Source organism: Pseudomonas sp. GW821-FHT12A04 (assembly GCF_058807755.1).
The window spans coordinates 205,048-230,437 of sequence record NZ_JBXAQZ010000012.1 but is presented as its reverse complement, the minus strand read 5'-3'; the positions used below and the strand labels follow the sequence as shown (position 1 = coordinate 230,437).

Genomic DNA, 25,390 nt, shown 5'->3' with positions numbered 1-25,390 from the left:
ACTCAGTGCTCGGGGTGAAACTCGAAGCCGCCCATGTTCCGGCAGCGACCACCGTTGATTTCCCGCAGTTGGGCTTGCAGGTGCAGGCACCAGATTTGCGGATCGTCGGCCAACTCGTAGCCGTGCAGGGTCAGGCTTTCAACGATGGTGTCGAGGATTGATTCAGCGACGAACGGACCGTGGAACGGGCCTTGGGCCTTGATGGCCGAAGGTTGTTCACCGGCCATTCCGGCGGCGAACAACAGAGTCCACATGCCCGTATCTCCCGCCAATGGACGGATGGCACATTCGATACGGGTCACAAGGCCCAGGCATTGACGGGTGAGGCAGAGGTTGCGCGACATGGCGGCGACCCTCGGTAGATCCGGTGTTCAGCCCCCATGGGAAGGCTGTTTCGATCCTGTGATTACGTCGATATCCTTGAGCAGAGAATAGAAGAAAAGTCTGCCTTGCAGGCCGAGACAAGACCGAAAGGCGCCGAATGGTCATAGTGTGAATATTGACGTCAGTTCGACGACGCTTTTCCAGGGTTCACACAAACAAATGTGGGAGCGGGCTTGCTCGCTCCCACATGAGTTACTGCATCAGGCCGGCTTGGTTTCCGCCAAAGCCTCTTGCGCCAACTCCTTCTCGGCTTCCTTGAGATCATCTTCGCTGATCATTTCCGCGATAACCCTCAGGCGCTCCACGACCCGCGCGTTCACGCTGCCTTCAGGGAACTCGCCATTCTCGTCCGGTTCGCCGGCCGGCTCGCCGACCAGCAGACTCAAGGCTTCGTCGGCCTGACGGACCGCGTAGACATGGAACTGACCCGCACGCACCGCCGCCAGCACCTTCTCATCGAGCATCAGGGTGGCGACGTTGGCGTGAGGAATGATTGCCCCCTGCTCGCCGGTCAACCCGCGGGCTTCGCACAAACGGAAGAAGCCCTCGATCTTCTCGTTGACTCCGCCGACCGCCTGCACTTCGCCGAACTGGTTGATCGAACCGGTGATGGCAAAGCACTGCTTGAGCGGGGTTTTCGACAAGGCCGAGATCAGGGTGCAAGCCTCACCCAAAGAAGCGCTGTCGCCATCGACATAACCGTAGGATTGCTCCAGGGCGATGCTCGCGGAAATCGCCAGCGGAAACTCCTGGGCGTAACGGCTGCCCAGATAGCCGGTAAGGATCATCACGCCTTTGGAGTGGATCGGCTGCCCGAGGTTGACCTCGCGCTCGATGTCGACGATACCGCTGCCGCCCGGGTACACCGTGGCGGAAATCCGCGCCGGTATACCAAAGGCCGAGTCGCCGACTTCCAGCACCGTCAAGCCATTGCACTTGCCGACCGCCGCGCCCGCGGTGTCGATCAGGATGATCCCGGCCAGCATGTCATCGAGAATCCGCGCCGACACACGACCGGTCCGTGTGGCCTTGGCCTTGAGCGCGCGCTCGATATGCCCCGCGTCGGTCCGTTCATCGCCGGCCAGATGGCGGATGAAGTCCGCCTCGCTGACCAGTTGGAACAAGTCACCGATACGCGCCGACAAGCGCCCCTGGTGCTCGGCCAGACGTGCACTGTAGGTCGCCAGACGTGCCACCGCATCAGCGGTCAGCGGTGCCATGCCTTCTTCGGAAGTACGGGTCTTGAGCAACTGGGCGAACTGCTCCAGGCTCTCGTCGACCATCGGGATGTCTTCGTCGAAATCCACCAGGACGCGGAACATCTCCTGGAAGTCCGGATCGAGGTCTTGCAGCGTGTAATACAGCTGACGGGCACCGATGATGACGACTTTGACCTGCAACGGAATGTGTTGCGGAGTCAGGGTCACGGTGGCCAGGCGGCCCAGTTCACCCAGCGGTGATTCCATTTTCAGTTTGCGTGATTGCAGGGCGCGTTTCAGTGCATCCCACACGAACGGCTCGCTGAGCATTTTGTCCGCTTCAAGGATCAGGAAACCGCCATTGGCCCGGTGCAAGGCACCCGGCCGCAGTTGGCGGTAGGTGGTGTAAAGCGCACCCTGATCGGTGCTGTATTCGATCCGGCCAAAAAGGTTTTCGTAGGTCGGGTGCGGCTCGAACACCACCGGCGCACCGCCGCTGGCCGAGTGACCGACCACCAGGCTCGGCGCGTATTGTTCTTCCAGCAACTTGCGGGCGACAGCGTCGGTCTTGCTATCGTCTACCAGCTGCTCGACCACGGACTTGAGCAAGTACACCTGCATCGCCTGCAGATAACCGCATACCGCCGCGTTCTCGGCGTACTTCTCCGACAATGGCGACAACAATGGCTGCAAGGCCAGGGTAATGGTTTCTTCGTTCAGATGACGCAGCTGGTTGCTCGACTCGCGTTTCCACTGCGGCAGGCTGGCGAGCTCTTCGTTCAGGCGCTCCTCCAGTGCCGAAATATCCTCGTGAAAGCGCTCACGCTCGGCTTCCGGCAACTGGGCGAACTCAGCTTCGTCCAACGCCTTGCCGTCGCTCATCGGGGTGAAGGCGATGTTGCTGGCGTCGCGGTACAGCGCAACTTCCTTTTCCAGCGCCAGTCGCTCGATGACGTCCAGGGCCTTGTCGTAGCGCTGGTTGAAGGCGCGGTCGATACTGCTTTTCTTCTGCTGGTAGGACGGATGCTCGAATACTGCCGGAAATGTCGCCAGCAGGTTGTCGATCAAACCATTGATATCACCAATGAAGTTACCGGCAGTGCCCGACGGCAACTCCAGGGCACGTGGTTCGCGCGGTTCATCGAAGTTGTTGACGTAGACCCAGTCCGCCGGGGTCTGCAGGCGCTTGCCTTCGGCCTTGAGGTAGCGTTTGACGAACGAGAACCGACCAGTACCGGGCTCGCCCATGACGAATACGTTGTAACCGGGGCGTGGCATGGCCACACCGAACTGCAAGGCTTCGACCGCACGTTCCTGGCCAAGCACACCGCGAAAGGGCTCCAGATCATTGGTGGTAGAGAAGCTGAACTGTTCAGCGGAAAACGGACGGGTCAGCGCTTCGGGCGCTAGACGCAAGCTGGCAGCAACAGGATCAGGCATCGGGCTTCCTTAACAATCAGGCGGGGCAGATGGCAGCATTCTGGCGCCGCCCATGCCCGACTGGCAAGGAGCGCCGCAGGCCTGATCACCGTCAACCGGCCAACCCCAGGCGGGCCGGGCTTGCGCGGCCGTTTTCCATGAATGTTTTGCAAAAAATCACGGAACCCTGTGATCGTGCCTAAACTCCAAACTGCGCGGCTGGACTAATGACCGGCCCACTGGCACCGGAAGGGTCTGCAGGAAAACTCGCCGAGCGGCGATCAGGCAAGGCGAAAGCAGGCAAGGAAGCGGAGTGTAGGGGCCTACATGAGCATTCCGAGCCTGCTTTCAACGCAGCATGATTGTCGCGCAGGCAGTTTGCATGCAGAGCCGGGGCCAGACTCCCTTGTCTATTGGTACGCACACAAAGAGAACAAAGCTATGAAACGGATTCTTCTTGGTACTCTCTTCACCGCTGTATCCATCAATGCCATGGCGCAAGCGCCTGGCGGTCCGGATTGCGGTTGGGGCAACATGCTGTTCGAAGGCCAGCGTGGTACTCCAGCTCACTTCCTGGCATCCACCACCAACGGAACCTCCGGCAACGCAACCTTCGGCATGACCTCCGGCACCAACGGTTGCGCAACCAATGCGTCGCTGACCTATGGCGGCAAATCCTGGTTTGCCATGAATGGCATGATGAACGAGCTGTCCGAAGACATGGCCAAGGGTCAGGGCGAAGCGCTGACCACCTATGCCGTGGTACTGGGCGTGGCGCCGGAAGACCGTGCGCACTTCGCCGCCGTCACTCACGAGCACTTCCAGCAGATCTTCAGCAAGGCTGACGTGACCGCAGAAGACGTGCATACCAATACCCTGGCCGTGCTCAAAGCCGACCCTCGTCTGGCCAAGTACGCGACTCAGGCTTAAGCTCGACCCGCCCCGCTTCTTTCGGGAAGCGGGTTTTGTTTTTTGGACCTGCCCCTCTTTGGGTAATGTCGCTGACTGTAGGAGCTGGCTTGCCAGCGATGGTCGTTAACGATCACGCGTGTTTACTGGATAAACACAGCGCCTTTGAAACCATCGCTGGCAAGCCAGCTCCTACAGGCAAACGGCATCCACCTCGTTGGGTCTTTATTTTTTCCTGTTTAAGTTGCCTTCTATGCTCAAACGCCTTGCCTGGCTGGCGCTGTGTGTCTGCGCCCCGCTATCCGCCGCGCCTCACATCGAACCACAACGTTTGCAGCAACTGGCCAACGACCCTTTCTGGATATCCCTGGGCCATTACGAAACCGCCAAGCTCGGCGGCTGGCGCAGCTATGTCAGTGACCGCAAGTTCTTCCTCGCCGCTGACGGCAATGAACATCCGGACCATGAACTGGCGGCGACTGTACAAGCCTTGTACGCCCCGGCCAGTGCCGGTGAAACACACGCTCAATGCGTCTACCCGGCCCGCACCCGCTGGCTGAAAGAGCAACTCGGCCTGGCCGGACTGCCGACGCCGGACTGCGCCGGGTTCAAGCAATGGTTCAAGGACGTCTCGCCCGACAGCGCGGTGATGATCTTCCCGGCGGCTTACCTGAACAGCCCGTCCTCGATGTTCGGCCATACCCTGTTGCGCATCGACCAGGCCGAGGTGAAGAGCGACAAGACTTCGCTACTCAGTTACGCGATCAACTTCGGCGCTTACATCGAGGGCTCGGACAACAGCATCATCTATGCCTGGAAAGGCCTGATGGGCGGCTATCCCGGCCTGTTCGCGATGGTGCCCTATCAGGAAAAGCTCTCGGAATACCGCAGCCTGGAAAACCGCGACCTGTGGGAGTACCGCCTGAACCTGACCCAACAGGAAACCGCGCGCATGGTCGAGCACGTCTGGGAGCTGAAGCAGATCAAGTTCGACTATTTCTTCTTCGACGAAAACTGCTCATACCGCTTGCTGGAACTGCTGCAAGTGGCCCGACCGGGCCTGCGCCTGACCGAGCAATTCCCGCTCACCGCCATCCCGACCGACACCGTCAAAGCCGTGAAAGATGCCGGATTGGTGGAATCGATCCAGTATCGTCCGTCCCGGGAGCGCGAGTTGCTCAGCCGCGCCGAGCCGTTGGACCCTGAAGAGCAACAGTGGGTGCTGAAAGTCAGCGCCGATCAGAAACAATTGCAGGACCCGGCGTTCAAGGCGCAAGCCCGCGACCGTCAGGCGCTGATCATCGATGCGGCCTATCGTCTGGAGCGTTACCGCGCCAATGGCCAGGAACGCGACCCGGCACGCGCCCAGCGCAGCTTCGAACTGCTGCGGGCCATCAACCAGAACCCGGCGCCGGAGCTGGATATCCCGCAACCGGGCCTGCCTGAAGACGGTCACGAGTCCCGCACCTGGCAGCTCGGCCTCGGCAGCCGTGGAGATAAAGCCTTTGGCGAGTACGGCTTGCGCATGGCTTATCACGACCTCAACGACAACAACGAAAGCTTTCCCCTTGGCGCGCAGATCGAAATCCTGCAATTGAAACTGCGCCAGTACGAAAGCAATGAATGGCAAGTGCAACAACTGGACCTGGCAACGATTCGCTCCCTGACCCCGCGTAACGAGCTGCTGCAACCGCTGTCATGGCAAGTCACCGGTGGTCTGGAGCGAGTGCCGGGCAAGCACGATGACCAAACCCTGGTCAGCCACGTCAACGGCGGTGGCGGTGGCACCTGGCAACTGGGCGATGACCTGCTCGGATTTGCCCTGGGCACTGTGCGCATCGAGCACAACAACGATTTCGCCGCTTTCATTGCCCCGGCCGCCGGGTTCAACAGTGGTGTGCTGTGGAAAAACCCGTTGGGCAATTTGAGCCTGGAAGCCAAGGGCGATTTCTTCACCAATGGCGAGGTGCGCCGTAGCCTGAGCTTGAATCAGCAATGGGAAATATCCCGCAATCTCGGACTGCGCTTGAGCGCCCGGCGCGAGTTCAGCCATTTGGCGACGGCCGAGAACGAAGTGATGCTTGAGCTGAAGTGGTATCACTACTGACCTGACACACCTCCCACCCTGTGGGAGCGAGCTTGCTCGCGATGGCGGCCTTTCAGCCAGCACACTTGTTGAATGTCAGTCCCTCATCGCGAGCAAGCTCGCTCCCACTGAGAATCGTCGGTTGCAGACAGGCTATCACTCGCCGTAAGTCGCTTTCAGACATCCAGTGAAACCAAATGCCTGCGACCATGGCCCAAATCCTATACCGGGAGAATTCCATGAGCCGTGCCTTCGTCAATGAAGATAGTGCCGCCGCGCAAGCCGATCAGCCAGTCGAACGGCAGGTCAGCGCGCAGACCAATTACGTCACGCCGCAAGGCCTGAACCTGTTGCAGGGAAAAGTCGCCGAACTGCAATCCCTGCACGCCGAACAATCGGCAAAAGGCGAACAGGCCGACAAGCAGCGCCTGGCGGATCTCGAACGTGATTTGCGTTACTTCAAGCAGCGCCTGGGCAGCGCTCAGGTGGTACCCGCCGCGACTTCGACCGAGAAAGTGCAGATCGGCAGTTGGGTGACCTACGCCGATGAACACGCCACCGAACGCCGGGTACAACTGGTGGGCGAAGATCAGGCCGATGCCGCCCACGGCCTGATCAATTGGAGCTCACCGCTGGGTCGGGCGCTGCTCGGCGCACGACTCAACGACGAAGTGCTGTGGCAGCGCCCCGCCGGGGATCAACTGATTGAAGTGATCCGTATCGAACCGACTTAGACGACGCCTTGGGCCAGCATGGCATCGGCGACTTTGACGAAGCCGGCGATGTTCGCGCCCTTGACGTAGTTGACCCGGCCATTCTCTTCGCCGTAATGCACGCAAGCGTGGTGAATCGACTGCATGATCGCGTGCAGTTTGCTGTCCACTTCGCCACCGGTCCACGCCAGGCGCATGGCGTTCTGCGACATTTCCAGCCCGCTCACCGCCACGCCGCCGGCGTTGGATGCCTTGCCCGGCGCAAACAGAATGTTCGCCTCGATGAACAGGTCCACCGCCTCAAGGGTGGTCGGCATGTTCGCGCCTTCGGCCACGCAGATGCAGCCGTTGCGCAGCAAGGTGCGAGCGGCTTCGGCATCCAGTTCGTTTTGCGTCGCGCACGGCAGCGCGATGTCGCAACTCAGGCTCCACGGAAGCTCACCTGCGCGGAACTCCAGGCCAAAACGGTCGGCCAGTTCACGGATACGCCCGCGCTGTACGTTCTTCAGCTCCAGCACCGCCAGCCATTGCTCCTCGGTCAAACCGCTTTCGCAATACAGCGTGCCTTCGGAGTCGGACAGCGAAATCACTTTGCCGCCCAGGTCCATGACCTTGCGCGCCGCGTATTGCGCGACGTTGCCGGAACCGGAGATCGCTACGCGCTTACCTTCCACGGCCAGGCCGCGACGCTTGAGCATTTCTTCGGCGAAGTACACGCAACCGAAACCGGTGGCTTCCGGGCGAATCAGGCTGCCGCCGTAACTTGGGCCTTTGCCGGTCAGCACGCTGGTGAACTGGTTGCTCAGGCGCTTGTACTGGCCGAACAGGAAACCGATTTCCCGCGCGCCGACACCGATATCACCGGCCGGTACGTCAACGTCGGCGCCGATGTGGCGGTACAGCTCGCTCATGAAGGCCTGGCAGAAGCGCATGACTTCCGCATCACTTTTACCTTTCGGATCAAAGTCCGACCCGCCCTTGCCGCCGCCCATGGGCAGCGAGGTCAGGGAGTTTTTGAAGGTTTGCTCGAACGCGAGGAATTTCAGGACGCCCATGTTCACCGACGGGTGGAAACGCAGGCCACCCTTGTACGGGCCGATCGCGCTGTTCATCTGGATGCGGAAACCACGATTGACCTGGACCTTGCCCTGATCGTCGACCCACGACACGCGAAACACCACCGCCCGCTCCGGCTCGCAGATGCGCTCCAGGATGCCGGAGGTCAGGTAATGCGGATTGGCTTCAAGAAACGGCCACAGGGTACGCAGGACTTCTTCGACAGCCTGGTGAAATTCGGGTTGGTCCGGGTCGCGTTTTTTCAGGCGCGCAAGGAAGGATTCGACGGATTCGATCATGGAAAAGTCTCGGCAAATTTATTGTCGTTGGAGGAGATTGAGCCGGACTGTAACAAACGATTCACGCACAGGAACAGAGCAGAATGTCGCATTCATGAAATTAAATGGTGCACAGGATATAAATTATTCCGGCTTTCTGGCCTTTTTTGCACCCGAACAGGGATTCAAGATCTGGCTTTTGCACCACAAGGGAGATCGCTATCGCGAGTAAGCTCGCTCCCACAGTTTGAAATGCATTCCCCTGTGGGAGCGAGCTTGCTCGCGATGAATGCGCCGCGGTATCACTGAAAAAACGCGCAAAAAAAAAACGGAGCCCGAAGGCTCCGCTCTTTATGCAACCAGCCCGAAATCAGGCCAGTTTCTTGTGGCGTACACGATGCGGCTGGGCAGCTGCTTCGCCGAGACGCTTTTTGCGATCAGCTTCGTATTCGCTGTAGTTACCTTCGAAGAACACCGCTTGCGAGTCGTCTTCGTACGCCAGGATGTGCGTCGCGACGCGGTCAAGGAACCACCGGTCGTGGGAGATCACAATGGCGGCGCCCGGGAAGTCCAGCAAGGCCTCTTCCAGGGAACGCAGGGTTTCGACGTCGAGGTCGTTGGACGGTTCGTCGAGCAGCAGGACGTTGCCGCCCTCTTTCAGGGTCAGGGCCAGGTGCAAGCGACCGCGCTCACCACCGGACAGATCCTTGACGAACTTCTGCTGATCGCCGCCCTTGAAGTTGAAGCGACCGACATAGGTACGCGACGGGATCTCGTAGTTGCCGATGCGGATCTGGTCGGAACCGTCGGAGATCTGCTGGAACACGGTCTTGCTGCCGTCCAGGTCCTCACGGCTCTGATCCACACAAGCCAGCTGCACGGTTTCACCGACTTCGATGCTGCCCGAATCCGGCGTTTCCTTGCCCATCAGCATGCGGAACAGGGTCGACTTACCGGCACCGTTACCGCCGATCACGCCGACGATGGCACCTTTAGGCATGGAGAACGACAGGTTGTCGATCAGCACGCGATCGCCATAGCCCTTGGTGACGTTCTTGAATTCGATGACCTTGTCGCCCAGGCGTGGACCGGCCGGGATGTAGATCTCGTTGGTTTCGCTGCGCTTCTGGAATTCCTGCGACTGCATTTCTTCGAAGCGTTGCAGACGAGCCTTGGATTTCGACTGGCGGGCCTTGGCGCCTTTGCGCACCCACTCCAGTTCTTCCTTCATGGCTTTTTCGTGAGCCGACTGCTGCTTGGATTCGGCAGCCAGACGATCGGACTTGGCTTCCAGCCAACCCGAATAGTTACCCTCGTAAGGAATGCCCGCGCCGCGGTCGAGTTCCAGAATCCAGCCGGCAACGTTGTCCAGGAAGTAACGGTCGTGCGTGATCGCGACCACGGTGCCCGGGAAGTCGTGCAGGAAGTGCTCCAGCCAGGCGACGGAATCGGCGTCCAGGTGGTTGGTCGGTTCGTCGAGCAGCAGCATGTCCGGTGCCGACAGCAGCAGACGGCACAGGGCCACACGGCGTTTTTCACCACCGGAGAGGACTTCAACCTTGGCATCCCACGCCGGCAGACGCAGTGCATCGGCGGCGACTTCCAGCTGACGCTCCAGGTTATGGCCGTCGCTGGCCTGCAGGATCGCTTCGAGCTTGGCCTGTTCGGCAGCCAGTTTGTCGAAGTCGGCATCCGGGTCGGCGTAGGCGGCGTAGACCTCGTCCAGGCGTGCCTGGGCGTCCTTGATCACGCTGACCGCTTCCTCGACCACTTCACGCACGGTCTTGGTCGGATCCAGTTGTGGTTCCTGGGGCAGGTAGCCGATGTTCAGCTCCGGCATCGGACGGGCTTCGCCCTCGAACTCGGTGTCGACGCCAGCCATGATTTTCAGCAGCGTGGATTTACCCGAACCGTTGAGGCCGAGCACGCCGATCTTGGCGCCGGGGAAGAACGACAGAGAAATGTTTTTCAGGATTTCCCGCTTCGGCGGAACAACTTTGCCCAGCCGATGCATGGTGAATACGTATTGAGCCATGGAGAACCTAGGGTCAGTGACTGATGAATGATTGGAGCGCAGGCAATGCCCGGCCAGACTGTGCGCGTCGCCCGCTTGAGGAGATCAAGACGTGCGCGCTGAAAAAAGTCTGAGTCTAGGAGCTGGAACGCTCCCGCGTAACCCGCAAAGCTACCTTAATGACCGGTGGCAGTCCAGCCGACGGACAGGGGCTGGCACTTCGCCACAACTCAAGGCATGCTAGCCGCCCTTCGGGCGTCCGGCTTATAGTGCATGTCGCGCCAGTCCAGCCAAACCGCAGGATTACAGCTTGTCCATTGTCCCTCCGCCTCCGACTTCCAGTGCGCCGGCCACAGCGCCCGGCTCCCCCCTGCGCGGAACTTTGAAGGGCACCTTGGCGACACTCGTATTATTGCTGCTGGCCCTGCTGTTCTGGCAGTTGCTCGACCAGTTGCACGAAACCCAGAAGAACCAGCGTCAGTACACCATCGACTACACCGCCGATCTGGCCGCGCAGGTCAGCCTGAACATGGCGCTCAACGCGCAGATCGCCCTCAACCTGTTGCCGATCGTCGAGCAACCGCAGGGCGCCGATGAACTGCAGGCCCTGTTGCGCAAGCTGCAACAGTCGCTGCCTGATCTGCGCAGCCTGGCGTTGCTCAGTCCCTCGGGAAGAGTCATCAGTGACAGCGCTCCCGACAGCGATGACAACAACTACCTGGGTGAACTGGTACGGCGCAGCCACGCCCAGGCGCACTACTTCAGCAATGCCACCGACGGTTCCGTGGTGCATTTATTGTTGCATCAGGCCAGCGGCAGTTCCCGAGGCTATTGGGTCCTGCGCCTGACGCCCACCTTCTTTTCGTCCCTGACCAAGCAACGCGAGGCCGGTGGCCGCCCGTTGTGGCTGGTGGAGAATCGCATCAGTCATCAGATCATCAGCCGCGACGAAGCGCTGCCCTCGGTCAATCCGGGCACGCTGACCGAGGACGATGTCGCCAACAGCGTGCTGACGGTTCCGCTGAGCAGCAGCGATTGGCAATTGCGCGGCCTGTTCGACCGTCAGCGCGTGCTGGAAGAGCTGCTGCCGGCGTTCATCGGCAAATGTCTGCTGGGCCTGGCGTTTTCCATGCTGCCGTTCCTCGCCTTGCTGAACACGCGCCGGCGTCAGCGCCAGTTGAAGGAAGGCCGCCGGCGTTACCAGGACATTTTCGAAGGCACCGGCGTGGCCTTATGCGTCCTCGATATGTCCGGGCTCAAGGTCTTTTTCGACAAGGCACAACTGCAGGGCAGTGAGCAACTGCAAGCGTGGCTGGCGATCCCGGAGCAACGCCGGCCATTGCTCAAGGAACTGCGGATCACCGAGGTCAACCAGGTGGCGTTGCAACTGCTTAATGTCGATAGCGCCGACCAAGCCTGGAAATTGCTGATCGACGGTAATCCGCAGGACGGCACCGCCATCGGCAACCAGGTGCTCGACGCGATGCTCAACCAGCAGCAACAGCTTGAGCTGGAAATCAAGCTGCTGGACGCCAGCGGCCGCGTCCAGCACCTGTGGCTGGTGCTGTGTCTGCCGCAAACCCCGGACGACTATAATGCGGTGATCCTGAGCATCACTGACATCACCAGTCGCAAGCTCATCGAGCTGTCGCTGCAGGAGCGCGAAGGGTTCTGGTCGGACGTGGTGCGCACCGTGCCGGATCATCTGTATGTGCAGGATGTGATCAGCCAGCGCATGATCTACAGCAACCACCATCTGGGCCAGACCCTGGGTTACAACCGCAACGAACTGCACCAGATGGGCGAATACTTCTGGGAAATCCTCCTGCATCCCGAAGACGCCGACTATTACCACCGCTCTCGCCAGATCCAGCGCCAGGCCGGTTATCGCCAGTTGATGCAGTGCCAGTTGCGCTTCCGCCATCGGGACGGCCAGTGGCGACGCTTCGAGATTCGCGAGCAGGCACTGGCGCGGGACAAGGACGACCAGGTCACGCGGATCATCGGCGTGGCCAAGGACATCACCGACCAGATCGAAGCCAGCGAATCGCTGCGCGACAGCGAGCAGCGCTACCGCATGCTTGCCGAAAGCATCAGCGACGTGATCTTCTCCACCGACAGCCGCCTTAACCTCAATTACGTCAGCCCTTCGGTGCTAGCAGTGCTGGGCTACGACGCCGAGTGGATTTTCCAGAACGGCTGGCAATCGACCATCGCCAACCCGCAACAGCTGACCGGCATCTACCACCTGATGGACCGGGTCAGCAAAGCGCTGGATCAACCGGACCAACTGGCGCTGTTGCGCAGCCAGGTGCAAACCCAACTGTTCCTGTTCGACTGCCTGCGGGCCGACGGGCGCAAGATCCCGATCGAACTGCGCCTGGTATTGGTCTGGGACGAACACGGTACGTTCGAAGGCGTGCTCGGCGTCGGCCGCGACATCAGTCAGCAACGCCGGGCCGAAAAAGATCTGCGCATGGCCGCCACGGTATTCGAACACTCGACCTCGGCGATCCTGATCACCGACCCGGCCGGCTACATCGTCCAGGCCAACGAAGCCTTCAGTCGTGTCAGCGGTTACGCCGTGGAGCAGGTCCTCGACCAACTGCCGAACATGCTGACCGTCGACGACCAGCAAGAAGCCCATCTGCGTTACGTGCTCAAGCAATTGGGCCAGCACAGCACCTGGGAAGGCGAAGTCTGGCTCAAGCGTCGCAACGGCGAGCACTACCCGGCCTGGGTCGGGATCACCGCCGTACTCGACGACGAAGGCGACCTGGCCAGTTATGTGTGTTTCTTCAGCGACATCAGCGAGCGCAAGGCCAGCGAGCAACGGATCCACCGCCTCGCCTACTACGACGCCCTGACCCACCTGCCCAACCGCTCACTGTTCCAGGATCGCCTGCACACGGCACTGCAATCGGCCGAACGGCAGAAGTCGTGGGTGGTGCTGATGTTCCTCGACCTCGACCGTTTCAAACCGATCAACGACTCCCTGGGCCACGCCGCCGGCGACCGCATGCTCAAGGAAATGGCCACGCGCCTGCTCGGTTGCGTCGACGATGACGACACCGTGGCGCGCATGGGCGGTGACGAATTCACCTTGCTCCTGCAACCGCGAGCCAACCGTGAAATCGCCCTGAACCGGGCGATCCATGTGGCCGAACAGATTCTCGCCAGCCTGGTGAAACCATTCGTGCTCGAAGGCCGCGAGTTCTTCGTCACCGCCAGTATCGGCATCGCCCTGAGTCCGCAGGACGGCAACGAACTCAGCCAGTTGATGAAGAATGCCGACACTGCGATGTACCACGCCAAGGAGCGTGGCAAGAACAACTTCCAGTTCTATCAGGCGGACATGAACGCCAGTGCGCTGGAACGTCTGGAGCTGGAAAGCGACTTGCGCCATGCCCTGGAACAGAACGAATTCGTGCTGTATTACCAGCCGCAGTTCAGCGGTGACGGCAAGCGCCTGACCGGTGCCGAGGCACTGTTGCGCTGGCGCCATCCACGCCGTGGGCTGGTGCCGCCGGGGGATTTCATTCCGGTGCTCGAAGAGCTCGGGCTGGTGGTGGATGTCGGCGACTGGGTGATCAGCGAAGCCTGCCGTCAACTCAAGGCCTGGCATCAGGCCAGGGTACGGGTGCCGAAGGTGTCGGTGAACATCTCGGCGCGACAGTTCTCCGACGGCCAGCTCGGTACGCGTATCGCCACCATCCTCAAGGAAACCGGCCTGCCGCCGGCGTGCCTGGAACTGGAACTGACCGAAAGTATCCTGATGCGCGAAGTCAGCGAGGCGATGCAGATCCTCGACGGCCTGAAAAACCTCGGCCTGAGCATTGCGGTCGACGATTTCGGTACCGGTTACTCATCGCTCAACTACCTCAAGCAGTTCCCGATCGACGTTCTGAAGATCGACCGCACCTTTGTCGATGGCCTGCCCAGCGGCGAGCAGGATGCACAAATTGCCCGGGCAATCATTGCCATGGCCCACAGCCTCAACCTGGCAGTGATCGCCGAAGGCGTGGAAACCCACGAGCAGCTGGATTTCCTGAGGGAGCACGGTTGCGACGAGGTACAGGGTTATCTGTTCGGTCGGCCGATGCCGGCGGGCCGGTTCGAAGGGCAGTTCAGCAATGATGCCCTGTTCATGTTCGATTGAGATTTGCGGCGCGGCAACTGGCCTCATCGCGAGCAAGCTCGCTCCCACAGTGGATCTACAGTGTTCGCACACTTTGTGTACACCCGAGAGCCCTGTGGGAGCGAGCTTGCTCGCGATGAGACCGGCACGATCACCGCTGACCCCGTCATGAAGCCCGCTTGTCTGCGACATGATGCCGTTTCATATGCCATCTAAAACCCATTAGGTTAGAATGCCCCCCTTTTCCGCCCCCGATCCTTGAGGACCGCCATGTTCAGCCGTGATTTGACTATTGCCAAGTACGACGCCGATCTCTTTGCCGCCATGGAGCAAGAAGCTCAGCGCCAGGAAGAGCACATTGAGCTGATCGCTTCGGAAAACTACACCAGCCCTGCGGTGATGGAAGCTCAAGGCTCGGTACTGACCAACAAGTACGCCGAAGGTTACCCGGGCAAGCGCTACTACGGTGGTTGCGAGTACGTAGACATCGTCGAGCAGCTGGCTATCGACCGCGCCAAAGAGCTGTTCGGCGCCGACTACGCCAACGTTCAGCCGCACGCAGGCTCGCAAGCCAACAGCGCCGTTTACCTGGCCCTGCTGTCGGCTGGCGACACCATCCTGGGCATGAGCCTGGCCCACGGTGGTCACCTGACTCACGGTGCCAGCGTTTCGTCCTCCGGCAAGCTGTACAACGCCATCCAGTACGGCATCGACGCCAACGGTCTGATCGACTACGACGAAGTCGAACGCCTGGCCGTTGAGCACAAGCCAAAAATGATCGTGGCCGGTTTCTCTGCCTATTCGCAGATCCTCGACTTCCCGCGCTTCCGTGCAATCGCCGACAAGGTAGGTGCCTACCTGTTCGTCGACATGGCCCACGTGGCCGGCCTGGTTGCCGCTGGCGTCTACCCGAACCCGGTTCCATTCGCTGACGTGGTGACCACCACCACCCACAAGACCCTGCGTGGTCCACGTGGCGGCCTGATCCTGGCTCGCGCCAACGCCGACATCGAGAAGAAGCTGAACTCCGCGGTATTCCCGGGCGCCCAGGGCGGCCCACTGGAGCACGTGATCGCGGCCAAGGCGATCTGCTTCAAGGAAGCGCTGCAGCCTGAGTTCAAGGCTTACCAGCAACAAGTGGTGAAGAACGCCCAGGCCATGGCCGGCGTGTTCATCGAGCGCGGCTTCGACGTAGTGTCGGGCGGTACTCAGAACCACCTGTTCCTGCTGTCGCTGATCAAGCAGGAAATCTCCGGTAAAGACGCCGATGCCGCTCTGGGCAAAGCGTTCATCACCGTGAACAAGAACTCCGTACCAAACGACCCACGCTCCCCGTTCGTCACCTCCGGCCTGCGCTTCGGCACCCCGGCTGTGACCACTCGTGGCTTCAAGGAAGCAGAGTGCAAGGAACTGGCTGGCTGGATCTGCGACATCCTGGCTGACCTGAACAACGAAGCGGTGATCGATGCGGTTCGTGAGAAGGTCAAGGCTATCTGCAAGAAGCTGCCGGTATACGGCGCTTAATCAGCCCCGCTAAACCGCAGTCATAAGAAACCGGCCAGAGATGGCCGGTTTTTTTTTGCCCGGTTTTTTATTCAGCCGTGTGAAAGTCTCTAAACCGGACTCGCCTAGCAACTGGTAAGACCGGTCATGCCAATTTTCTAATTTTTACTTGCGAACACCTAAAAATAGCGCCTAGACTGAGCCTGCACTGGACATACCGGTAAGACCACAATAATTAAGTCCTGAATCTGATGTGCTCCGCACACGGCAGCCAGGACGCCGACCAGGATTCCTCCCATGCTCAGATGGTGCTCGCGTTCAATCTTCCTCCAAGTGGTTCTCGGACTGGTGCTCGGCATCGTCTGTGGGCTGACCCTTCCCGAATACTCCGCTCAGCTCAAACCGCTCGGTGACGGTTTTATCAAGCTGATCAAAATGCTCATTGGCTTGATTGTGTTTTGCGTAGTGGTCAGCGGCATCAGCGGTGCCGGCGACCTGAAGAAGGTCGGCCGTATCGGCCTCAAATCGGTGATCTACTTTGAAGTGCTGACCACCATCGCCCTGGTGATAGGTCTGGTGTTCGCCTTCAGTACCGGCATCGGCAGCGGCGCGAACATTCACCTGGAGCAGCTTTCCGCAGCCGACATGGGCGACATTGCCCAGCGCGGACAGCACATGCACACCACCACACAGTTCCTGATGGACCTGATTCCGACGTCGGTGATCGGTGCCTTTGCCGATAACAACATCCTGCAGGTCCTGCTGTTCTCCGTGCTGTTCGGCAGTGCACTGAATCTGGTGGGCGAGGCGGCATCGGGTATTTCGCGGCTGATCAATGAACTCAGCCACGTGATTTTCCGCATCATGGGCATGATCGTGCGACTGGCACCGATCGGTGTATTCGGTGCGATCGCCTTCACCACCAGTAAATATGGCCTGGACTCGCTGCAACACCTGGGCAGCCTGGTCGGCCTCTTCTACCTGACCTGTGTGGCCTTTGTGGCCCTGATTCTCGGCCTGGTGATGCGCCTCTCCGGCTTAAAGATGTGGCCATTGCTCAAGTACCTGCGCGAAGAGTTGCTGATCGTCATGGGCACCGCTTCGTCCGACGCTGTGCTGCCACAAATCATGCGCAAGCTCGAACATCTGGGCATCGGCAGTTCGACGGTGGGGCTGGTGATTCCAACGGGTTACTCGTTCAACCTCGACGGCTTCTCGATCTACCTGACCCTGGCCATCGTGTTCATCGCCAACGCCACCGGCACGCCGTTGGCCATGACTGACCTGCTGACCATTTTGCTGGTGTCGCTGATCACCTCCAAAGGTGCCCACGGGATTCCCGGCTCGGCACTGGTGATTCTGGCGGCAACCTTGACGGCGATCCCGGCGATTCCGGTGGTCGGCCTGGTGTTGGTGCTCGCGGTGGACTGGTTCATGGGCATCGGCCGCGCGCTGACCAACCTGATCGGCAATTGTGTCGCCACCGTGGCCATCGCCCGCTGGGAGAAGGACATCGATATCCAGCGTGCGAACAAGGTGCTTTCCGGCCAGATGGGTTATACCTTCCAGCCGAAAAAACCGGTCGCGCCGGCGCATCAGCAGGAGTTTTGAATCATGTGGGAGCCCGCCAGATGGCGGGTTCCCCTGCCTTTATCCATGGAGCACACAGTGATTACCACCTCAACGGTCGTCAATTCAGTCGTAGAAAAACTTCGGGCCGCACTGGCCCGTGGTCAGTGGCGCTCCGGCGAAATGCTGCCGGGGCAACGCGAGCTGGCCGAACAACTGGGTATCAGCCGCCCAAGCCTGCGTGAAGCGGTCATCGTCCTGGAAACCCTTGGCCTGGTACGTTCGATGCCGGGCAAAGGCGTCGTCGTACTCGAGGCCAGTCTCAGCGATGACCAGCCCTACGACAGCGCGGTGGCCGCCGCGAGCCTGGAGGACGTGCTGCAACTGCGCTACACCCTGGAGCCATTCATCGTCGGCCTCGTGGCGCAGTCGATCAGCAGCAAGGAAGTCGGGCAACTGCGCCTGACCCTGATGGACATGCGTGAAGCCCTGGAGGCCAATGACAGTGAAGCCGGCGTAAGCGCCTACATCGCGTTCCACGAAGAGCTGTTCACGCTGACGTCAAACCCGATCTTCCAGAGCGTGGTCCAGCAAACCAGCAATGCCCTCAAGCAAAGCGCCGAAGTGTTGCGCAACTCCCCGGAGCATCTGGCAGAACGCCTTGAAGAAAACGAAGCCGTGGTGCGGGCGATCCGCAGCAAGAACAGCGCCCAGGCCAGCGCCGAGATGCGTCGGCACATTTTGCGCGAAGGCCAGCGCATGGGCATCGAACTGAACATCCCGGAAGACAACCTCGGCAGTTGAAACCTCTTCGAACTGGAGATTGGCCATGAACAGCTTCGCTTCGCCACAAACGCTCGCTACCCTGCCCGTCCGCCCTTCGGTGGATGATCTGTATTCGCGGGTCCTCGATGCCATTTTCGAGCAGCGCATCCATTCAGCCAGTCGCTTTACCGAAGAAAGCCTGGCGCAGATGTTCGGTGCAAGGCGCAGCGACATGCGTGATGTGCTGACACGACTGTCCCACCAGCAAATCATCATCCTTCGAGCCAACCACCGCCCCCGCGTCGCCGAGCTTGATGCCGAGCAGACCCGGCAGACACTGCATGCCCGGCGTCTGGCCGAGATCATGCTGGTGCGGCTGGCATGTCAGCGACCCGACGCGCAAGACCTGAAGCAACTGCGGGCGCTAGTCGATAGCGAGCGTGAATGCGCTGAGCGTGGCCGGGTAATTCGTTTGTCGGGAGAGTTTCATCTGCAGTTGGCCGAAATGGCTGGAAATGCACCGCTGGCGCATTTTCTTGGCAGTCTGGTGCCGCTGACATTATTGGCGATTGCGCAGTGTGAGGAGCAGACGCACAGTTTTTGCGCGTGGCAGGAGCATTTGGCGATTGTTGATGCTGTTGAACGTGGAAATGCTGCGACAGCGGTCATGCTGATAAACCGGCATCTGGATCATCTGGAGCAGACACTGCTCAATACACCCCGTGAACATTGTGTTGCCGGCTAAATCGCATCGCGGGCAAGCCCGCTCCCACAGTGTTCGAGGCCAAGCACAGACTTTGTGTTCAACCAGAAACCTGTGGGAGCCGGGCTTGCCCGCGATGGCGTCCTCACAGACGCCATAAAACTTCAGACCGCCGCCACCCGCGCAAATCCCTCGCGAATCTTTTCCTCCGGCAAGTCATCGGCAATGAACACGATCACGCTCTCGCGCACCTCGTCTTCAGCCCACTCGGTATCCCAGTCGAAACCATAAAGTTTCAGCACCCCCTGAAACACCATGCGACGCGATTCGCCGAGGATGTTCAACACGCCTTTGTAGCGCAGCAACTGCTTGCCATGCTCCTCCAGCAACTCGTTCATGAACTCGCTGAGCTTGTCGATATCCAGCGCTTTTTCAGTGCGCAGCACCAGGCTGGAAATGCGGTCGATGGACGGGGCCTGGCTGACCGGGCGCAAACTCACGCCGCCGCCGAGGTCGGCATTGAGGTTGAAGCCGCGCACGTCGAGCAATTCGGCCAGGTCGATCTTTCCGTGGTCAACCACGCGGATCGGGGCGCGTCGGTTGATACGGGTCAGGCGCTCGCTCAACGCGGTGAAGGTCGCTTCGTCCACCAGGTCACGCTTGCTCACCAGCAAGCGGTCGGCGAAACCGATCTGCGCCTGGGCGATGGTCTGGGTCAGGTGCAAGTCGGCATGTGCCGCGTCGACCAGGGTGATGATGCCGTCGAGGATATAGCGCTCGCGCAACTCTTCGTCGATGAAAAAGGTTTGTGCCACGGGCGCCGGGTCGGCCAGGCCGGTGCATTCGATCACCAGGCGGTCGAAGGCGATGTCGCCCTGGTCCAGACGCTCGAGCAACAGATAAAGCGCTTTGGTCAGGTCCGTGTGGATGGTGCAGCAAACGCAGCCGTTGGACAGTGTCATCACTTGTACCGGCTCATCGCCCAACAACTGGGTATCGATACCGGCATCGCTGAATTCATTCTCGATCACGGCGATTTTCAGGCCGTGCTCGGCCTTGAGCAGGTGACGCAACAAAGTGGTCTTGCCGGCGCCGAGGAAGCCGCTGAGGATCGTGACCGGGATGGGAGAGGACAAACTGGATCTCCTTTTTCACACAGTGAAAAAACAACACAAAACAAATGTGGGAGCGAGCTTACTCGCGATAGAGGCTTAACATTCAACATCACTGTTGATTGACAGTCCGCCATCGCGAGCAAGCTCGCTCCCACAGGTATGGCTGTTAATCCGACAACCGGATCAACAGCATTTCGGCCCACCCTTGCCACCGTAACGGGCTTCCTGACGCTCCCGAAAGAACATCTCATAGCTCATCACCGGTTTGTCCGGGTGCTTGGTCTGCATATGCTCGACGTAGTTGTCGTAGTCGGGCATGCCGACCATCAGGCGCGCGGCCTGACCGAGGTATTTACCGAGGCGACTCAAGTCATTGAACATGCTGCAATCCTCTGGTTACGCATCCGGCAGCGCCTGGAATGGCGATTCTTTGTCCGTACGTTCCTTTTTACCCCAGGCGGCAATGCCGACCTTGAGTGCATAGAACAGGATGCTGAATACCACGAACAGGAACAGCGCAGTCAGCGTTGCGTTGGTGTAGGCGTTGAAGATCACGTGCTGCATCTGGGTGATGTCCTTGGCCGGGGCGAGGATCTGGCCGTTGGCCAAGGCATCGCTGTATTTCTTGGCCAGCGACAGAAAGCCGATCGCCGGGTTGGCGTCGAACAGCTTGATGAAGCCCGCTGTCGTGGTGCAGATCAACAGCCATACCGCCGGCAACATGGTGACCCAGACATAACGCTGGCGTTTCATCTTGATCAGTACCACGGTGCCGAGCATCAGCGCGATACCGGCCAGCATCTGGTTGGAGATACCGAACAGTGGCCACAGGGTATTGATGCCACCCAACGGATCGATCACCCCCTGGTACAGCAACCAGCCCCACATCGCCACGCAGCCTGCGGTGGCGATCAGGTTGGCGGTCCAGGATTCGGTGCGTTTGAGCGCCGGGACGAAGGAGCCGAGCAAGTCCTGGAGCATGAAGCGCCCGGCACGGGTGCCGGCGTCGACTGCGGTGAGGATGAACAGCGCTTCGAACAGGATCGCGAAGTGGTACCAGAACGCCATGGTGTTCTCGCCCGGCAGAACACTGTGCAGGATCTGCGCGATCCCGACCGCCAGGGTCGGCGCACCACCGGCACGGGCCAGGATGGTGGTTTCACCGATGTCGTGGGCCACCGCTTGCAGGGCTTCCGGGGTGATTGCAAAGCCCCAGGTGCTGACGGCTGTCGCAACGGCCACCACATCACCGCCGACCACGGCCGCCGGGCTGTTCATGGCGAAGTACACGCCAGGCTCGATCACGGAAGCGGCAACCATAGCCATGATCGCCACGAACGACTCCATCAGCATGCCGCCGTAACCGATGTAGCGAGCGTTGGTTTCGTTATCCAGCAGCTTCGGCGTGGTGCCGGAGGAAATCAGCGCGTGGAAACCCGACACCGCGCCACAGGCAATGGTGATGAACAGGAACGGGAACAGACCGCCCTTCCATACCGGGCCGGTGCCGTCGACGAACTGGGTCAGGGCCGGCATTTTCAGCTCGGGCATGGTCACCAGGATGCCGATGGCCAGGGCAACGATGGTGCCGATTTTCAGGAAGGTGGACAGATAGTCACGGGGCGCCAGGATCAGCCACACCGGCAATACCGCCGCCACAAAACCGTAACCGATCAGCATCCAGGTGATCTGGATACCGGTAAAGCTGAATGCCTTGGCCCACACCGGATCCGCGGCGATCTGCCCCCCGAGCCAGATCGAGCCCAGCAGCAGCAATACGCCGATCACCGAGATTTCACCAATGCGACCCGGGCGGATGTAGCGCATGTAGATGCCCATGAACATCGCGATCGGGATGGTCGCCATCACCGTGAAAATGCCCCAAGGGCTTTCGGCCAAGGCCTTCACCACGATCAGCGCCAGCACCGCGAGGATGATGATCATGATCAGGAAGCAGCCGAACAGCGCGATGGTGCCGGGGATGCGGCCCATTTCTTCGCGGACCATGTCGCCCAGGGAACGACCGTTGCGGCGGGTGGACATGAACAGGACCATGAAGTCCTGCACGGCACCGGCCAGCACCACGCCGGCGATCAGCCACAGCGTGCCGGGCAGGTAGCCCATCTGCGCCGCCAACACCGGGCCGACCAAAGGCCCCGCGCCGGCAATGGCCGCGAAGTGGTGACCAAAAAGAATGTGCTTGTTGGTCGGCACGTAGTCCAGGCCGTCATTGTTGAGCACAGCGGGAGTGGCCCGTCGCGCATCGAGTTGCATGACATTGTTAGCGATGAACAGACTGTAGTAGCGGTAGGCGACCAGATAGATGGCCACGGCAGCGACCACAATCCACAAGGCGTTGATTGCCTCGCCTCGGCGTAATGCCACGACACCCAGCGCACACGCACCTACGATTGCCAGCACCAGCCAAGGCAAATGGCGTAGCGGGCTATTATTATTTTTCATTTTATTATTCCAGCCAGAGTGGACAAGAAAGACAGCAATCCCGAGTTTAGCTCTCCTGACGGCAATGGCCATAGCCCGACATTGGTCTGGACACCTGCACGCGCTGGCAGCCTTTGATCATGCGGGTCTATAGTCAGCGTACATTTCCGAGGATCGCGCCATGAGCGAGTACCCTGCCGAACGTCGCCGCTTCAAACGTATTGCGTTCGATGCCCGAACCGAGCTGAGTCAGGGGGAGTCCACTTGGCCGGTGAAGTTGATTGACCTGTCGCTCAAGGGCTTGCTGATTGAACGACCCGAACACTGGCAGGGCAATCCGCAGCAGGATTTTCTGGTCGACATTCATCTGAGCGAAGAAGCCGACATCACCATGGATGTGCAACTGGCCCACGACGACCATGGTCAGCTCGGCTTTGTCTGCCTGCACATCAGTCTGGAGTCCATCGAGCGCCTGCGGCGATTGATCGAGCTCAACCTCGCTGATCCGCAGGAACTGGAGCGCGAATTGGGTGCGCTGATCGAGATCTAGCCGCCACCGGATGCCCTTGCTCGCGATTACGATCTGACAGCCGACATTGCTGCTGGCTGACACACCGCTATCGCGAGCAGGCTCGCTCCTACAGGTTTTGAGTTTCCTCTGTGAGTTACTCGAACAACGCGTCCAACGCTTGCTCCAGACGCGTGACGGCAATGATCTGCAACCCGGCCGGCGCCTCTTTCGGCGCATTGCCCTTGGGCACGATGGCCCGCTTGAACCCGTGCTTGGCGGCTTCCTTCAATCGCTCCTGACCGCTCGGCACCGGACGCACCTCACCGGAAAGCCCGACCTCACCGAACACCAGCAGATCGTGGGGCAACGGTCGGTTACGCAAACTGGACATCACCGCCGCCATCAACGCCAGGTCGGACGCCGTTTCCAGCACCTTGACCCCGCCGACCACGTTGAGAAACACGTCCTGATCGTGGGTCGGAATGCCACCGTGACGGTGCAGCACCGCCAGCAACATCGCCAGCCGGTTCTGATCCAGCCCCAGCGTGACCCGACGCGGATTGGCCAGGTGACTGTCGTCCACCAGCGCCTGTACCTCCACCAGCATCGGCCGCGTGCCTTCCCAGGTTGCCATCACCACGCTACCCGGGACTTCCTCCTGGGCACGGGTCAGAAAAATCGCCGAGGGGTTGGAGACTTCTTTCAGGCCCTTGTCGGTCATGCCGAACACACCCAGCTCATTGACTGCACCGAAACGGTTCTTCACCGCCCGCAGCAGACGCAGGCGCCCGTCGGACTCGCCTTCGAAATACAGCACGGTGTCGACCATGTGTTCCAGCACCCGAGGGCCAGCCAGCGCGCCTTCCTTGGTGACGTGGCCCACCAGGAAAATCGCCGTACCGCTCTGTTTGGCATAACGCACCAGCAAGGCTGCGCTCTCACGCACCTGGGACACACCGCCCGGTGCCGATTGCAGTTGCTCGGTAAAGATCGTCTGGATCGAGTCGATCACCATCACCTTGGGCTTTTCCTGACGGGCCGTGGCAATGATGGCTTCGATGCAGGTTTCGGTCATGACCCGCAGTTGATCCTGGGGCAACCCCAGGCGCCGCGCACGCATGGCCACTTGCTGCTGGGATTCCTCACCGGTGACGTACAGTGCCGGCATGCTCTTGGCGAGGTTGCACAAGGTTTGCAACAGAATGGTCGACTTGCCGATGCCGGGGTCGCCACCGATCAGCACCACCGAGCCATCCACCAGACCACCACCCAGAACCCGGTCGAGCTCGCTGGAAGCGGTGGAGAAGCGCGGAATTTCTTCGACACTGACTTCGGCCAGGGTCTTGATTTGCGCCTGCTGGCCGGCCCAGCCGGTACGACCGCTGGGGGCGGCTGCCCCGCCGCTTTCCACCATGGTTTCGGTGAGAGTGTTCCAGGCTCCGCACTCACCGCACTGGCCGGCCCATTTGGGGAAGGTTGAGCCGCACTCGGTGCAGCCGTACATGCGCTTGGCCTTGGCCATCGGAACTCCCGGAAAAAAACGCGATGATAGCTCAGCTCAAGCGCGCGAGTGCGGCCGGATACTTCGCAACCCTTTTGATGATTACAAATACCCCCATAAAAATCAGGTATATTGATAAACACCCGCCAAACAAAACCTTGTATAGGTTTTTCGTTCAACATACTCAACAAACTCTAAGGGCATGCCTGTCTGAACAACCTGAAAACTTATACAAACTTTATTCACTTACACACTTAATGTACAACTCTGAATCACTTACACAGAGCACAGTGATTAATTCAGGGAAGCACGCTACTTGTTAGCCTCCCAAAACTAACGAAACAGTTAATATCGCTACAACTGCAATCAATTTCAATACCGCCCCTGACCACTAACTACCCGATCAACTTTAACGTCCCGTTTCAGGGGTGGCCTCCCTCAACCTTGGTTTGCTCACACAAACGAAGCCATATCGTTGAAAAAACATCGCATGCAAAACACCGCGCAAGGCCTGGTCGCTCCACAGACGAGATCAATCGGTGAATTTTTTAACACCACCCGGTGTCGATTGCTGGCAAGCACGGCAGGCAGTTGATTCAAGCAGAATGCGATTTGCTGATTTACACTGCGTTCATCAACCTCATCTGTAACAAGGAAATAACCTATGGGCGTGCTAAATGAGTTCAAGGCCTTCGCGGTCAAAGGCAACGTGGTCGACATGGCCGTCGGCATCATCATCGGTGCGGCCTTCGGCAAGATCGTTACCTCGTTTGTCGGTGACCTGGTCATGCCGCCAATCGGGATGCTGATCGGTGGCGTGGACTTCAGTGATCTGGTCATAACGCTCAAGGCAGCGGAGGGCGAGATTCCGGCGGTGGTGCTCGCCTATGGCAAATTCATCCAGACCATCATCGACTTCGTCATCGTCGCTCTCGCGATCTTCATGGGCGTCAAGGTCATCAACCGCCTGAAGCGCGAAGAGGCCGTGGCCCCTAGCCTGCCGCCGGTTCCAACCAAGGAAGAAGAGTTGCTGGGCGAGATCCGCGACTTGCTCAAGGCCCAGAACAACCGGCCTTGACGGCATT

Annotated in this window: 18 protein-coding genes; 10 read left to right on the top strand and 8 right to left on the bottom strand. The window is 59.8% G+C overall.

Going from position 1 to position 25,390, the window contains the following annotated elements; translation table 11 throughout:
• Nucleotides 1-2: 2 nt before the first annotated feature.
• Both AC1RS8_RS20075 and AC1RS8_RS20070 read right to left on the bottom strand, forming a co-directional pair.
• Complete coding sequence (locus AC1RS8_RS20075) at nucleotides 3-344, bottom strand: PA4575 family protein (protein ID WP_008052055.1); 342 nt, start codon at nucleotides 342-344, stop codon at nucleotides 3-5.
• Between the two features lie 240 nt (nucleotides 345-584).
• Complete coding sequence (locus tag AC1RS8_RS20070; protein ID WP_090451497.1) at nucleotides 585-3,023, bottom strand: Lon protease family protein; 2,439 nt, start codon at nucleotides 3,021-3,023, stop codon at nucleotides 585-587.
• Nucleotides 3,024-3,443: 420 nt separating this feature from the next.
• On the opposite strand from AC1RS8_RS20070, the gene AC1RS8_RS20065 reads away from it, so the two are divergent.
• The 3 genes from AC1RS8_RS20065 to AC1RS8_RS20055 all read left to right on the top strand — a co-directional run bounded on the left by AC1RS8_RS20065 (nucleotide 3,444) and on the right by AC1RS8_RS20055 (nucleotide 6,731).
• Nucleotides 3,444-3,932: a DUF3015 domain-containing protein gene (locus AC1RS8_RS20065; RefSeq protein ID WP_007970900.1), complete on the top strand. Its 489-nt coding sequence runs from the start codon at nucleotides 3,444-3,446 to the stop codon at nucleotides 3,930-3,932.
• A 232-nt stretch (nucleotides 3,933-4,164) separates the two neighbouring features.
• Nucleotides 4,165-6,018 carry an Lnb N-terminal periplasmic domain-containing protein gene (locus tag AC1RS8_RS20060; protein ID WP_489339254.1) on the top strand — a complete coding sequence of 618 codons (1,854 nt, stop codon included), beginning with the start codon at nucleotides 4,165-4,167 and terminating at the stop codon, nucleotides 6,016-6,018.
• 218 nt (nucleotides 6,019-6,236) lie between these two features.
• Nucleotides 6,237-6,731 (top strand): GreA/GreB family elongation factor, encoded by a 495-nt coding sequence (locus tag AC1RS8_RS20055; RefSeq protein ID WP_057713229.1) that lies wholly within the window; start codon nucleotides 6,237-6,239, stop codon nucleotides 6,729-6,731.
• Here AC1RS8_RS20055 and gdhA read toward each other — a convergent pair.
• Both gdhA and ettA read right to left on the bottom strand, forming a co-directional pair.
• Nucleotides 6,728-8,065 carry an NADP-specific glutamate dehydrogenase gene (gene gdhA, locus AC1RS8_RS20050; RefSeq protein WP_057713228.1) on the bottom strand — a complete coding sequence of 446 codons (1,338 nt, stop codon included), beginning with the start codon at nucleotides 8,063-8,065 and terminating at the stop codon, nucleotides 6,728-6,730. The two genes, AC1RS8_RS20055 and gdhA, sit on opposite strands and share 4 nt — an antisense overlap.
• 349 nt (nucleotides 8,066-8,414) lie before the next feature.
• Nucleotides 8,415-10,079: an energy-dependent translational throttle protein EttA gene (gene ettA / locus AC1RS8_RS20045; protein WP_090451500.1), complete on the bottom strand. Its 1,665-nt coding sequence runs from the start codon at nucleotides 10,077-10,079 to the stop codon at nucleotides 8,415-8,417.
• Nucleotides 10,080-10,368: 289 nt separating this feature from the next.
• Here ettA and AC1RS8_RS20040 point away from each other — a divergent pair, with 289 nt between their 5' ends.
• The 5 genes from AC1RS8_RS20040 (at nucleotide 10,369) to AC1RS8_RS20020 (ending at nucleotide 18,778) form a co-directional block, all read left to right on the top strand.
• Nucleotides 10,369-14,217, top strand: a complete 3,849-nt coding sequence (locus AC1RS8_RS20040) for a bifunctional diguanylate cyclase/phosphodiesterase (protein WP_489339255.1) — start codon at nucleotides 10,369-10,371, stop codon at nucleotides 14,215-14,217.
• A 249-nt stretch (nucleotides 14,218-14,466) separates the two neighbouring features.
• On the top strand, nucleotides 14,467-15,720 hold the full coding sequence (gene glyA / locus AC1RS8_RS20035; protein WP_057713225.1) for a serine hydroxymethyltransferase: 1,254 nt from the start codon (nucleotides 14,467-14,469) through the stop codon (nucleotides 15,718-15,720).
• Nucleotides 15,721-15,996: 276 nt separating this feature from the next.
• Nucleotides 15,997-17,310, top strand: a complete 1,314-nt coding sequence (locus AC1RS8_RS20030) for a C4-dicarboxylate transporter DctA (RefSeq protein ID WP_057713223.1) — start codon at nucleotides 15,997-15,999, stop codon at nucleotides 17,308-17,310.
• Nucleotides 17,311-17,367: 57 nt separating this feature from the next.
• Nucleotides 17,368-18,072: a FadR/GntR family transcriptional regulator gene (locus tag AC1RS8_RS20025; protein WP_057713222.1), complete on the top strand. Its 705-nt coding sequence runs from the start codon at nucleotides 17,368-17,370 to the stop codon at nucleotides 18,070-18,072.
• Between the two features lie 25 nt (nucleotides 18,073-18,097).
• Complete coding sequence (locus AC1RS8_RS20020; protein WP_489339256.1) at nucleotides 18,098-18,778, top strand: GntR family transcriptional regulator; 681 nt, start codon at nucleotides 18,098-18,100, stop codon at nucleotides 18,776-18,778.
• Nucleotides 18,779-18,900: 122 nt separating this feature from the next.
• On the opposite strand, the gene yjiA is transcribed toward AC1RS8_RS20020, so the two are convergent.
• The 3 genes from yjiA to AC1RS8_RS20005 all read right to left on the bottom strand — a co-directional run bounded on the left by yjiA (nucleotide 18,901) and on the right by AC1RS8_RS20005 (nucleotide 22,314).
• Nucleotides 18,901-19,872 (bottom strand): GTPase, encoded by a 972-nt coding sequence (gene yjiA, locus AC1RS8_RS20015; RefSeq protein WP_102672642.1) that lies wholly within the window; start codon nucleotides 19,870-19,872, stop codon nucleotides 18,901-18,903.
• A 162-nt stretch (nucleotides 19,873-20,034) separates the two neighbouring features.
• Nucleotides 20,035-20,232, bottom strand: a complete 198-nt coding sequence (locus tag AC1RS8_RS20010) for a YbdD/YjiX family protein (protein WP_007895266.1) — start codon at nucleotides 20,230-20,232, stop codon at nucleotides 20,035-20,037.
• A 15-nt stretch (nucleotides 20,233-20,247) separates the two neighbouring features.
• Nucleotides 20,248-22,314 (bottom strand): carbon starvation CstA family protein, encoded by a 2,067-nt coding sequence (locus tag AC1RS8_RS20005; protein WP_489339257.1) that lies wholly within the window; start codon nucleotides 22,312-22,314, stop codon nucleotides 20,248-20,250.
• Between the two features lie 160 nt (nucleotides 22,315-22,474).
• Here AC1RS8_RS20005 and AC1RS8_RS20000 point away from each other — a divergent pair, with 160 nt between their 5' ends.
• Nucleotides 22,475-22,843, top strand: a complete 369-nt coding sequence (locus AC1RS8_RS20000; protein ID WP_057713218.1) for a PilZ domain-containing protein — start codon at nucleotides 22,475-22,477, stop codon at nucleotides 22,841-22,843.
• A 115-nt stretch (nucleotides 22,844-22,958) separates the two neighbouring features.
• Here the strand turns inward: AC1RS8_RS20000 and radA are convergent, their stop codons facing one another.
• Nucleotides 22,959-24,326, bottom strand: a complete 1,368-nt coding sequence (gene radA / locus AC1RS8_RS19995) for a DNA repair protein RadA (RefSeq protein ID WP_008004292.1) — start codon at nucleotides 24,324-24,326, stop codon at nucleotides 22,959-22,961.
• Nucleotides 24,327-24,969: 643 nt separating this feature from the next.
• Between radA and mscL the strand changes: the two genes are divergently transcribed.
• Nucleotides 24,970-25,383 carry a large-conductance mechanosensitive channel protein MscL gene (mscL, locus tag AC1RS8_RS19990; protein WP_150813502.1) on the top strand — a complete coding sequence of 138 codons (414 nt, stop codon included), beginning with the start codon at nucleotides 24,970-24,972 and terminating at the stop codon, nucleotides 25,381-25,383.
• Nucleotides 25,384-25,390: the final 7 nt, after the last annotated feature.

What these genes read in the sequence shown, in the direction of transcription:
- AC1RS8_RS20070 (WP_090451497.1), bottom strand. Translation starts at nt 3,023, where the DNA reads ATGCCTGATCCTGTTGCTGCCAGCTTGCGTCTAGCGCCCGAAGCGCTG.
- AC1RS8_RS20030 (WP_057713223.1), top strand. Translation starts at nt 15,997, where the DNA reads ATGCTCAGATGGTGCTCGCGTTCAATCTTCCTCCAAGTGGTTCTCGGA.
- AC1RS8_RS20060 (WP_489339254.1), top strand. Translation starts at nt 4,165, where the DNA reads ATGCTCAAACGCCTTGCCTGGCTGGCGCTGTGTGTCTGCGCCCCGCTA.
- AC1RS8_RS20065 (WP_007970900.1), top strand. Translation starts at nt 3,444, where the DNA reads ATGAAACGGATTCTTCTTGGTACTCTCTTCACCGCTGTATCCATCAAT.
- AC1RS8_RS20010 (WP_007895266.1), bottom strand. Translation starts at nt 20,232, where the DNA reads ATGTTCAATGACTTGAGTCGCCTCGGTAAATACCTCGGTCAGGCCGCG.
- AC1RS8_RS20000 (WP_057713218.1), top strand. Translation starts at nt 22,475, where the DNA reads ATGAGCGAGTACCCTGCCGAACGTCGCCGCTTCAAACGTATTGCGTTC.
- radA (WP_008004292.1), bottom strand. Translation starts at nt 24,326, where the DNA reads ATGGCCAAGGCCAAGCGCATGTACGGCTGCACCGAGTGCGGCTCAACC.
- glyA (WP_057713225.1), top strand. Translation starts at nt 14,467, where the DNA reads ATGTTCAGCCGTGATTTGACTATTGCCAAGTACGACGCCGATCTCTTT.
- AC1RS8_RS20075 (WP_008052055.1), bottom strand. Translation starts at nt 344, where the DNA reads ATGTCGCGCAACCTCTGCCTCACCCGTCAATGCCTGGGCCTTGTGACC.
- ettA (WP_090451500.1), bottom strand. Translation starts at nt 10,079, where the DNA reads ATGGCTCAATACGTATTCACCATGCATCGGCTGGGCAAAGTTGTTCCG.
- AC1RS8_RS20020 (WP_489339256.1), top strand. Translation starts at nt 18,098, where the DNA reads ATGAACAGCTTCGCTTCGCCACAAACGCTCGCTACCCTGCCCGTCCGC.
- AC1RS8_RS20005 (WP_489339257.1), bottom strand. Translation starts at nt 22,314, where the DNA reads ATGAAAAATAATAATAGCCCGCTACGCCATTTGCCTTGGCTGGTGCTG.
- AC1RS8_RS20055 (WP_057713229.1), top strand. Translation starts at nt 6,237, where the DNA reads ATGAGCCGTGCCTTCGTCAATGAAGATAGTGCCGCCGCGCAAGCCGAT.
- gdhA (WP_057713228.1), bottom strand. Translation starts at nt 8,065, where the DNA reads ATGATCGAATCCGTCGAATCCTTCCTTGCGCGCCTGAAAAAACGCGAC.
- mscL (WP_150813502.1), top strand. Translation starts at nt 24,970, where the DNA reads ATGGGCGTGCTAAATGAGTTCAAGGCCTTCGCGGTCAAAGGCAACGTG.